The sequence below is a fragment of the Hydrogenoanaerobacterium sp. genome (assembly GCF_032017025.1).
Taxonomy (GTDB): domain Bacteria; phylum Bacillota; class Clostridia; order Oscillospirales; family Ruminococcaceae; genus Hydrogenoanaerobacterium.
The window spans coordinates 208936-218934 of the sequence record NZ_DALZQO010000001.1 but is presented as its reverse complement, the minus strand read 5'-3'; the positions used below and the strand labels follow the sequence as shown (position 1 = coordinate 218934).

Sequence of the window (9999 nt, the reverse complement as noted above, 5' to 3'; positions counted from 1 at the left end):
TTATCCATTGAGGCGAAGGTGCCCGACGAGCCGAGAACGGTTAATGAGCCGCGAGTTGAGATGAAGCTACCGGTTGCGATGCCGATGTTTAACATCGGCTTTAAGGAGATTCCGGGCAGTAAGCGCGAGAACTCTATGAACCAGGTGCTCGATGAAATTCTTGTGGAGATTCTTGCGGGCGAGGCATCCCCGCTGTACCGCAGAATGTACGACAACGCGCTGATCAACTCCACGTTTGGCAGCGAGGTGTTCACCGGCAGAGACTTTATCTCCACGCTATTTTCGGGCGAGTCGCGCGACCCCGATAAGGTCTACGAGGAGATTTGCACAGAAATTGAGCGAGTTCAGCGCGAGGGCATAGACCATGCCGCATTTGACCGCTGTAAAAAAGCCATCTATGGGCGATATATCCGCATGCTTAATAACGTTGAAGGGGTTGCAGGCGCACTGATGCAGTCGCACTTCTGCGAGTTTACGATCTACGAACTGGTCGACCTCATCGCCGACTGTACCATTGAGCAGCTCACAAAGCATCTTCAAGATAACTTCTCGCGTGAGCACAGTGCCATTTCCATCATTTATCCGGTAGAATAAGCGTTCTGCTGTGCCTGTAAGCGGCTTCTGCCGCTACATAGATTTTATCTTTATGGAGGTTGAACCATGGGTGAACTATTAACCTTCCCGGGGCTGGGGCTCGAATTCCACCTGAACCGTGAGGCTTTTCACATTGGCGGGCATGCCATTGCCTGGTATGGTATTATTATGGCAGCCGCGTTTCTTGTGGGTATTTGCTATGTAATGCTGCGCACCAAACATTTTGGGCTGGACAGCGATCGTGTGATTGACGTGCTTTTGGTCGCGGTAATCGGCGGAATTGTCGGCGCGAGAGCCTATTATGTGCTGTTTTCATGGGATGAGTACAAGGACAACCTAATCAATATCTTTAAAATATGGGAGGGCGGCATTGCCATTTACGGCGGTATTATCGGTGCTGTAATTGTGGGACTGCTGATGTGCCGCTACCGCAAGGTTCGCATCCTTCCTATGATGGACCTCGCAGCGGCAGGTCTGATCATAGGGCAGGCAATTGGGCGCTGGGGTAACTTTGTTAACATCGAGGCGTTTGGTGCCAACACCACTATGCCATGGGGCATGGCAGGCCCTGCAATCGAGCGTTATCTCACTTCGCATCAGGCAGAGTTGGCACAGTACGGCGTTACGGTTGACCCCACCATGCCGGTGCACCCCACATTCTTTTACGAATCAATCTGGTGTTTAATCGGCTTTATTGTTATTGCGTGGTACACCAAGCACCGCCGTTTTGACGGCGAGTTGGTGCTGCTCTATACCGCATGGTATGGCGCAGGCCGCTTTGTAATCGAGGGGCTGCGCACCGACAGCTTAATGCTGGGCAGCATTCGTGTATCACAGGTGCTTTCGCTCATCGGTGTTATTGCGGCAATCGTCATCTGGTTTGTAGTGCGCTCTAAAATCAAACGTGAGAACGACCCCGAATATCTCAAGCTGTATGTGCATTCCGAGGAGGCAGAGATGATTCGTCAGGGCACGTTCTATACGAAAAAAGAGGATAAAGCAGTTGACGTAGAACCTACAATAGCAGAGACGAAAGAAGAGGTGCCTGCTGAATTGGAAAGTGCGGCGGCAGAACCAACCGATGACAAAAAGACGGAGGAAGACGATGGCGGTAATTCTTGATGGCAAGGCGGTGTCCGCAAAGGTACGCGAGCAGTTGAAGCTAGAAGTAAAGCGGATGAAAGAAAACGGTATTACCCCAGGCCTTGCAGTGGTAATTGTGGGGGAAGACCCCGCATCTCAGGTGTATGTGCGCAATAAAGAGAAGGGCTGCGAAGAAGTTGGCATCTACTCCGAAAAGCATGCCTTACCTGCCGAAACTACGCAGGCCGAGTTGTTGGCTCTGGTAGAAAAACTAAACAAAAAGCCGGAGATTGATGGCATACTCGTACAGCTGCCCCTGCCGAAACATATCGATGAAAAGGCGGTTATTGAGGCAATTTCGCCCGAGAAAGATGTAGATGCCTTCCATGCCGCGAATGTCGGAAAAATCATGATTAACGACTATCAGTTTTTGCCCTGCACGCCCGCGGGTGTTATGGAACTAATCAAAGAGACGGGTATCGAGGTGTGCGGTAAAGAGTGCGTTGTAATCGGCCGCAGCAATATTGTGGGCAAGCCCATGGCAATGCTGCTGCTCCACAGCAGCGGCACAGTTACCATCTGCCACTCTCGTACCAAGAACCTCGCCGAGGTCACCCGTCGCGCCGATATCCTCATCGCTGCTGTGGGCAAAGCGAAGTTTGTCACCGGGGGCATGATAAAAGATGGCGCGGTCGTCATTGACGTCGGCATGAACCGCGACGAAAACGGCAAGCTGTGCGGCGACGTGGATTTTGAGTCTGTCGCGCCAAAATGCAGCTATATCACCCCTGTACCGGGCGGTGTAGGGCCTATGACGATTTCGATGCTGCTTAAAAATACGGTTGCAGCTGCCAAAAGCAAGGCGCAGTAACCGTACAGTGAAGATACCTGCAATACATGTTAACTTTTGCTTGACTAACTCAATGGTTTGTGGTAACATATAAAAGCCGCATATTACAGGCTAGAAGTATGCCCAAAAGGCGAAATTCGTCTAAAAAGCATCGCCTGACAATAGCGAGACTGAAAGAAAGAGGCTCATTCAATATGTATGCTATTATTGAAACCGGTGGCAAACAATACCGCGTTGAACAAGGCGATGTTGTTTTCATCGAAAAACTGAATGTCGAAGCTGATGAGAAAATTAACTTTGAAAAAGTAATTGCAGTCGGCAAAGACGACGGACTGGTTGTCGGTGCACCTTACGTATCCGGCGCAAAAGTAACCGCGAAAGCTGTTAAAAACGGCAAAGGTAAAAAAATTACAGTTCTCACCTACAGACCAAAAAAAGACTCCAAGAGAAAAATCGGTCACAGACAGCCCTATACCAAGGTTGAGATCGAAAGCATTGCTCTGTAAGGGGAATTAAATTTATGATTTCTGCTGAATTTTGTTTTGAAAAAGGCAGATATACCGCATTCGCAGTATCGGGGCATGCCATGTTCGCCAATTATGGACAGGATATCGTATGCGCGAGTGTTTCATCTGCTTTACAGCTTACCGTCAACGGCATCACCGAGATTTTAAAGATCTCTGCTGAAGTCAAGGTGGGCGAGAACGAAATTTCGCTGAAGCTGCCGCAAGATTGCAGCGATACAGCGGCAAACACACTGATGTGTGCCTTTTGCCTGCAGCTGCAGTTATTGGCGGAAGATTACCCGAAAAGCCTTAAACTGATAATTTCGGAGGTGTAACGATATGTTAAGAATTAGCATGCAATTTTTTGCACATAAAAAAGGTGTTGGTTCTACCAAGAACGGCCGTGACTCCGAGTCTAAACGACTTGGCGTAAAACGTGCTGACGGTCAGTTTGTACTGGCTGGCAACATTCTGGTTCGTCAGCGTGGTACACACATTCACCCGGGCGAGAATGTTGGCCGTGGTTCCGATGATACCCTGTTTGCAACTGTAAGCGGCAAGGTTAAATTCGAGCGCTGGGGCAAAGACCGCAAAAAGGTCAGTGTTTACGCAGAGCAGTAATCCAATTGCATAAGCAACTAAAATCCCGAGTGTTCACTCGGGATTTTTTATTGAAAGATTTTAGCGGAGCACCACAGCAAACAGTATAGTAAAGCAGTGTATGGTAGCGCTGGAATCTGGCAGAATAGAGATAAACAATAAAGTGTTTGCGGCAATGGCTTGCTATGGTGATAAGCTCTTGTCCGAATGATCTGCGGGCATTGCCCGCTGTCGGCGGGAGCATCCCGCAGAGAGGTGAAATAATTTATGGCAGCATTTGTAGATATTGCAAGAATTAAGATCAAAGCGGGTGACGGCGGCGGCGGCGCGGTTTCGTTCCACCGCGAAAAATATGTGGCAGCGGGTGGGCCCGACGGTGGCGACGGCGGTAAAGGTGGCAACGTGGTGTTCCAGGTCGATACCAACATATCCACCCTGGCTGAGTTTAAATTCAAAAAACGCTATTTTGCACAAAACGGAGATCCGGGTACAGCAAAACGCTGCAGCGGTAAGACCGCCCCAGATCTCATCATTAAGGTGCCACAGGGCACTTTGGTAAAAGAGGCAAATACAGGGCGCATTTTGGCTGACCTTTCCACCCCTGAGCCGCAGGTTGTAGCAAAAGGCGGCAAAGGCGGTTGGGGCAACAGCCATTTCGCCACCCCTACGCGCCAGGTACCGCGCTTTGCAAAGCCGGGGCTTCCGGGTGAAGCTTTTGATGTTACGCTTGAGCTCAAGCTGCTTGCGGATGTGGGACTGGTTGGCTTCCCCAATGTGGGCAAATCCAGCTTAATCTCGGTTTGCAGTGAGGCAAAACCCGCAATCGCAAACTACCACTTTACAACGCTTACCCCTGTGCTGGGTGTGGTTCGTGTCGATGAAAACAAATCTTTTGTGATGGCGGATATTCCTGGGCTAATTGAGGGTGCGTCTGAAGGTGTAGGCTTGGGACATGAGTTTTTGCGCCATGTAGAGCGTTGCCGTTTGAATGTACATGTTGTGGATGTTTCGGGCATAGAGGGCAGGGACCCCATTGAGGATTTTGAGAAGATTAATCAGGAGCTTGTCAGCTTTAATGAGGAACTCGCAAGCCGCCCGCAAATTGTAGCTGCGAACAAATGCGACATGGCAACCGAAGAGCAGATTGCCGCGTTCAAAGAGTATATTGAGGGCAAAGGGCTACCGTTCTTCCCCATTTCTGCTGCAACAAGGCAGGGTGTGGACCCGCTGATTTATGCGGTTTCTCAGCTGCTTGATACACTTCCTCCCATCAAGATATATGAAAAAGAAGACCTTCCCCTGTCTGAACTGGAGCCAAAAGACAAACAGGCATTTGAAATTACGATAGAAGACGGTGTTTACATTGTGGATGCGGACTGGCTTGCGCCTGTATTGGGATCTGTCAACATGGATGACTATGAATCGCTTCAATACTTCCAGCGCGTGCTGCGCAACAGTGGTATTATTGATAAGCTCAATGAAATGGGCGTTCAGGACGGTGACACGGTCAGCATCCTCGACTTTGAGTTTGACTACGTGCATTAACAGGCATGGAATAAGGATGGTTTTATGTTAGATTTAGCAAAGCAGGGGAGTAACCCGAAGCTGCTCAGTCCGCTAACGCTTGCCTTTATGGGTGATGTCGTATACGAATTGATGGTGCGCGAGCAAGTTATTAGTGCAGGCAGTATGCCGCCAAATAAGCTGCACAAAAAAACGGTGGAAATGGTAAAAGCTTCTTTCCAGGCACGTGTGTATGATTTAATTGCAGATACACTACCCGAGGACGAAGCGGATATTTTACGTCGAGGGCGCAACAGCAGCGGCGTACATGCGCCTAAAAATGCCGATGTTTTAGAATACCGTAAGGCGACAGGTGTAGAAGCATTGTTCGGTTACCTGTACTTGGGCGGTAAGCTTAGCCGCATTAACGAGCTTTTTGAGCGAATTCTCACAAGTTTAGCCTCCTAAAGTCCAGTCTGATACTTGGAGCGTGCTGTATGAAAAATTTTACCGCTGTGCAGTTTAAAGTCTGGTTGACTGATATTATTTTTGATATTGTAGGTGCCTCACTATACGCTGTGGGTGTACACATGTTTACTGCACCTAACCACATTGCCCCCGGCGGTGTTACGGGTATTGCCACAATAGTCAACTATTTGTGGGGTATTCCAATTGGCACCGTATCCCTGCTAATCAATATACCGCTGCTGTTTCTTTCGTTTCAGCTTTTAGGCAAATCGATGACCGTAAAAACACTGAAAAGTGTACTGGTCATGTCGTTAGTGCTCGATGTTATGGGTATCTTTTTACCGCCATACACCAAAAACCCGCTGCTGGCAGCTTTGTTTGGCGGTGTGGGTATCGGTGCAGGGCTTGCCCTTATCTTCATGCGCGGGGCAACCACAGGTGGCACCGACATTGTCGCACGCTTGCTGCAGCGCAAATTTCCTTATCTGCCTATCGGAAGAGCAATGCTGATGGTTGACTGTGTAGTACTGATTACTTCTTCGTTTGTTTATCAGCAGTTGGAGTCAGCCTTGTATGGATTGATTACTATTTTTACCTGTTCTCGCGTGCTCGATTCCCTTTTATACGGTGTGGACGTGGGTAAAATGGTGCTGGTGATTTCCGAAAAAAGTGAGGAAATATCTAAGGTCATCATTCATGATCTTGACCGCGGGGCGACGCTGCTTGCGGGAAAAGGGGCATATTCGGGCAACGACAAATATGTTGTGCTTTCGGCTGTACGCAAAAATCAGTTTCATAAACTGAAAAATATGGTTTATGATGTAGATCCCAGAGCGTTTATCATTGTTGCCGAAGCGGGCGAAATTATGGGTGAGGGCTTTAAACCAATTCAAAGTAACCAAAAATAACAAGCAAAAAGACCGTCCGAGAAATCAATTCGGTGGCGGTCTTTTGGCTGTCACAAATCAAGCATCAAAATTAATTCAGTTTAAAAAGAGAATTATAGTTTAGTAGTTGTTAGAGTTATCTGCTCTATTGTTTGAGGTCTTATTGGAGTTCTGGTTCATGTTGTTAGAGGACGGATTGTTCGCCTTGTTGTTTGCAGAGCCGTCATTTTTCTTATTGCTTGTAGATTGATTTTTTTTGTTTTCACTGTTTTTAGCCAATTCAATCACCTCACTTCGCTACTATTATTTGTGAGCCATTCGTGATTATGCAATAATTAAGACAAATTTATACGATGGCATAAAATCATTTACTGATTTTGCGCTTTACTTCAATAGACTATGTTATAATAAAGCAAACACTGATTAAAGGCTGAATGCAACACTTTGCGATACAATCTGTAAAGCTGTTTTATGCTCTGAATTTATAATATTTAATTGTAAATTCAGCCACAAAAATATAAAAAACTTGTCAAAAGTATTGCAATTTATATACCGGTGTGGTATATAATAAAACAGGAACGATTCCTATTTATAAAATTAAAATATGAATGCTGGAGGAAATTATTATGAAAACTTTTGTATGTACCGTATGTGGGTATGTCCACACCGGAAATGCTGCCCCTGAGTTTTGCCCTCAGTGCAAAGCTCCCGCTTCAAAGTTTGAAGAAAAAACCAACTCTACTATGTCTTATGCCGATGAGCATAGAATTGGTGTTGCTGCAGGCGTAGACGCTGAGATTCTCGAGGGCTTGAGAATGAACTTTACCGGCGAATGCACAGAGGTTGGTATGTACCTTGCTATGGCCCGTCAGGCGGAGAGAGAGGGTTACCCCGAGGTAGCTGCTTGCTACACCAAGGCCGCTTTTGAAGAGGCTGAGCACGCTGCTAAATTTGCAGAGCTGCTGGGTGAGGTAGTTTATGCCGATACCAAGAAAAACCTTGAGCTGAGAGTAGCCGCTGAGCAGGGTGCTTGCGAGGGTAAGAAAAGAATCGCAACCCGTGCAAAAGAGCTCGGCCTCGATGCGATCCATGATACAGTACATGAAATGTGCAAAGACGAAGCACGCCACGGTTGTGCTTTCCAGGGCTGTCTAGACAGATATTTTAAATAGTGCTTAGATAGAAAAATGGAATAAAAGAGCTCTGATTTCAAGCCGTTTTTGGCAAGAAATCAGAGCTTTTTCAATGCACATTTGGGTGAAAATCCACCATTATGTTCGTACGAAATAAAGGTTTATATACTAAAATGATGAAGACGGCGGATGATGTTTTTACTCTGAAATTATCTGGAGTTCCTTGGTGTAATGATTCAAAATTTCACAGCCATCATCCGTGACCACTACCAAGTCTTCAATACGTACACCACCCTGCTTAGGCAGGTAAATACCTGGCTCAACGGAGAAGACCATTCCCGCCTGAAGCGGCATTTCATTGCCAATGCCAATAGAGGGAAACTCATGCCCCTCGATGCCGATATTATGACCGGTACGGTGGGTGAAATAGGGGCCATAGCCCTCTTCTGTAATAATGCCGCGTGCAACGGCGTCGATGTCACAGCATCGCATACCGGGCTTTATGGCTTCGCAGGCTGCCAGCTGGGCTTTTAATACAATGTGGTAGATTCTTTCGAATTCGTCGGAGATGTCGCCATAAAAAACAGTACGGGTCATATCCGAACAATAGCTCTGATAAGGGATACCCATATCCAAAACGATGCTGTCCCCTTTCGATAAGCGGGTGCTATCGGGACGATGATGAGCGTCGGCACAGTTTGGGCCATAGGAAACAATGGGAACCACGGCGTATCCATCCCCGCCATGGCTGCAATACAGCTCCGGTAACCGATGCGCTAACTCCAGTTCGGTAAAGTTTGGATGTATGGTAGAAATGATGTCCGCCATGGTAAGGTCGTTGATCCGTGAGGATTCCCGCAACAGACAGATCTCTTCGGCATCCTTGACCATACGCACCAAATCAACACATTCGGCGGCAAACACGACTTTGGCATGGTGCAGCCGTTGGAGCATACCCAGCAACAGGTTTGCACAAAGGCTGTTATCTACACCGATCGTTGCGCGGTCAGCAAGATGCTGCATCAAAAAATTGAGGGGATCCTGATTGTCGGAATAGCGAACTACCGGGCAGGAAATCGATTCGTTCAAATGGAAAAGCTCATTGGCAAAATAGGTACAGGTTCCTTCTGAAGTTAAAAGCAGCGCCAAAAAACGCTTGCCGGGGTGAACCCAGTGCCCGGTCAGATAAAATAGCGAAGCAGGCGAAGAGACAATCAGCTGGTCAATTTGTTTGGATTTCATATGCTCCATTACCTTTTGGATTCGGTTTAAATGCATAAAAATACTCCTTTTCGGTTCGTTTTAAAAGCTTACTGCTGTGTAACAATGATCATCCAGACCCCTTTATCAATGTTTCGGGTTGTGGCATGATAACCATTCGCTTCAAAGAAGGACAGCAAGTGATTAACATAAGGGAAAAATTCGGTGGTCATATCAGAGAGCTTCCGAAATTCCCCAGCCTGAATATAATAGTTGCGCAGTATTTGTGCATCTGCAGCATCGTAAAACATTCGATCCATTAGGACAAGTTGCCCATGGTGGTCCATCACCGAGAGCATATTGGAGATGGCGGTATACTGGTGCTTATAAGGAATGTGGTGAAGCGTGTAGGAGGACGTAACCAGATCGAATTTTGGGTTGTCGGGGAGGTCGTTTTCTAAAATATCCGCCAGCATGAACTTGATCCAGGGTAACTTTTCGCGCGCACAAAAGATCATCCTCAAGCTGTTATCCATCCCGGTAATGTGCAGATGCTTGTCCTTGGTGCCGTGCCACAGATAACATGAACCGCAGCCAACGTCCAAAATTTTGCTGTGCTTCGCCACACTATGCTCTAAAATATAGCTGCGCAGGGTATGTAGGGCTTTTTGATGCTCCGGCGTTCTCATTATGACGTTTTCGTCGTAGGAGTCTGCCAAGTTGTCAAAGTCCCAGCTAAAATCCGAGAGCTCATTGTCGTCGGTACGGACGTTGCCTTGAAAATTGATGATGGTAGTTAGGGCACTGCTCACATCATCCCCGCTGCTCAGAAAATCGTTGATACATCTTTTAAGGTTGGTTTTAGTCTCTTCAAGCTCCTGAATTTTTCGTTCGACTGTCTTTAGATGAATGTAGAAAGTCTGGTCGAAGCGGTTACTCGGGTTGCTGCTTTCATTTAAAATGGTTCGTATTTGCCCGTAGGAGAACCCGAACTCCCGCAAAAGCATAATGCATTTGATTTTTACCACATCGTCGATGGAGTAAGCACGGTAGTTGTTCTCTCCGCGCATAGGCGTGATAATGCCGTGGTCCTCATAAGTGCGTAGAAGTTTTTGGGTAACGTTCAGCTGGCTGCAAATCTTTTTCGTATTCACAATAAAACTCCTTCCGGCGGT

12 protein-coding genes are annotated in these 9999 nt (G+C 47.2%); 10 read left to right on the top strand and 2 right to left on the bottom strand.

Features of this window, described 5'->3' with window-relative positions; all coding sequences use genetic code 11:
* The 10 genes from RTV33_RS01015 to RTV33_RS00970 form a co-directional block, all read left to right on the top strand.
* A partial coding sequence (locus RTV33_RS01015; protein ID WP_312640609.1) for an insulinase family protein occupies nucleotides 1-594 on the top strand: 594 nt, incomplete at its 5' end.
* Between the two features lie 66 nt (nucleotides 595-660).
* A complete protein-coding gene (lgt, locus tag RTV33_RS01010) occupies nucleotides 661-1716 on the top strand; it encodes a prolipoprotein diacylglyceryl transferase (RefSeq protein WP_312640607.1) in 1056 nt (351 codons plus the stop codon).
* On the top strand, nucleotides 1700-2548 hold the full coding sequence (gene folD / locus RTV33_RS01005; RefSeq protein ID WP_312640605.1) for a bifunctional methylenetetrahydrofolate dehydrogenase/methenyltetrahydrofolate cyclohydrolase FolD: 849 nt from the start codon (nucleotides 1700-1702) through the stop codon (nucleotides 2546-2548). The genes lgt and folD overlap by 17 nt, the downstream gene beginning before the upstream one ends.
* Before the next feature lie 173 nt (nucleotides 2549-2721).
* Nucleotides 2722-3033 carry a 50S ribosomal protein L21 gene (gene rplU / locus RTV33_RS01000; RefSeq protein ID WP_312640604.1) on the top strand — a complete coding sequence of 104 codons (312 nt, stop codon included), beginning with the start codon at nucleotides 2722-2724 and terminating at the stop codon, nucleotides 3031-3033.
* Nucleotides 3034-3047: 14 nt separating this feature from the next.
* On the top strand, nucleotides 3048-3368 hold the full coding sequence (locus RTV33_RS00995; protein ID WP_312640602.1) for a ribosomal-processing cysteine protease Prp: 321 nt from the start codon (nucleotides 3048-3050) through the stop codon (nucleotides 3366-3368).
* 4 nt (nucleotides 3369-3372) lie between these two features.
* Nucleotides 3373-3654 (top strand): 50S ribosomal protein L27, encoded by a 282-nt coding sequence (rpmA, locus tag RTV33_RS00990; protein WP_092752163.1) that lies wholly within the window; start codon nucleotides 3373-3375, stop codon nucleotides 3652-3654.
* Nucleotides 3655-3900: 246 nt separating this feature from the next.
* Nucleotides 3901-5178, top strand: coding sequence for a GTPase ObgE (obgE, locus tag RTV33_RS00985; protein WP_312640590.1), 1278 nt, complete (start codon nucleotides 3901-3903; stop codon nucleotides 5176-5178).
* A 24-nt stretch (nucleotides 5179-5202) separates the two neighbouring features.
* On the top strand, nucleotides 5203-5604 hold the full coding sequence (locus tag RTV33_RS00980) for a ribonuclease III domain-containing protein (protein ID WP_312640588.1): 402 nt from the start codon (nucleotides 5203-5205) through the stop codon (nucleotides 5602-5604).
* Nucleotides 5605-5633: 29 nt separating this feature from the next.
* Nucleotides 5634-6512 (top strand): YitT family protein, encoded by an 879-nt coding sequence (locus RTV33_RS00975; RefSeq protein WP_312640586.1) that lies wholly within the window; start codon nucleotides 5634-5636, stop codon nucleotides 6510-6512.
* Nucleotides 6513-7117: 605 nt separating this feature from the next.
* Complete coding sequence (locus RTV33_RS00970) at nucleotides 7118-7663, top strand: NADH peroxidase (protein ID WP_312640584.1); 546 nt, start codon at nucleotides 7118-7120, stop codon at nucleotides 7661-7663.
* A 159-nt stretch (nucleotides 7664-7822) separates the two neighbouring features.
* On the opposite strand, the gene RTV33_RS00965 is transcribed toward RTV33_RS00970, so the two are convergent.
* Both RTV33_RS00965 and RTV33_RS00960 read right to left on the bottom strand, forming a co-directional pair.
* Entirely contained in the window at nucleotides 7823-8902 is a 1080-nt protein-coding gene (locus tag RTV33_RS00965) for an aminopeptidase P family protein (RefSeq protein WP_312640582.1), read from the bottom strand.
* Nucleotides 8903-8934: 32 nt separating this feature from the next.
* Entirely contained in the window at nucleotides 8935-9978 is a 1044-nt protein-coding gene (locus tag RTV33_RS00960; protein WP_312640580.1) for a MerR family transcriptional regulator, read from the bottom strand.
* Nucleotides 9979-9999: the final 21 nt, after the last annotated feature.

What these genes read in the sequence shown, in the direction of transcription:
- lgt (WP_312640607.1), top strand. Translation starts at nt 661, where the DNA reads ATGGGTGAACTATTAACCTTCCCGGGGCTGGGGCTCGAATTCCACCTG.
- folD (WP_312640605.1), top strand. Translation starts at nt 1,700, where the DNA reads ATGGCGGTAATTCTTGATGGCAAGGCGGTGTCCGCAAAGGTACGCGAG.
- rplU (WP_312640604.1), top strand. Translation starts at nt 2,722, where the DNA reads ATGTATGCTATTATTGAAACCGGTGGCAAACAATACCGCGTTGAACAA.
- RTV33_RS00995 (WP_312640602.1), top strand. Translation starts at nt 3,048, where the DNA reads ATGATTTCTGCTGAATTTTGTTTTGAAAAAGGCAGATATACCGCATTC.
- rpmA (WP_092752163.1), top strand. Translation starts at nt 3,373, where the DNA reads ATGTTAAGAATTAGCATGCAATTTTTTGCACATAAAAAAGGTGTTGGT.
- obgE (WP_312640590.1), top strand. Translation starts at nt 3,901, where the DNA reads ATGGCAGCATTTGTAGATATTGCAAGAATTAAGATCAAAGCGGGTGAC.
- RTV33_RS00980 (WP_312640588.1), top strand. Translation starts at nt 5,203, where the DNA reads ATGTTAGATTTAGCAAAGCAGGGGAGTAACCCGAAGCTGCTCAGTCCG.
- RTV33_RS00975 (WP_312640586.1), top strand. Translation starts at nt 5,634, where the DNA reads ATGAAAAATTTTACCGCTGTGCAGTTTAAAGTCTGGTTGACTGATATT.
- RTV33_RS00970 (WP_312640584.1), top strand. Translation starts at nt 7,118, where the DNA reads ATGAAAACTTTTGTATGTACCGTATGTGGGTATGTCCACACCGGAAAT.
- RTV33_RS00965 (WP_312640582.1), bottom strand. Translation starts at nt 8,902, where the DNA reads ATGCATTTAAACCGAATCCAAAAGGTAATGGAGCATATGAAATCCAAA.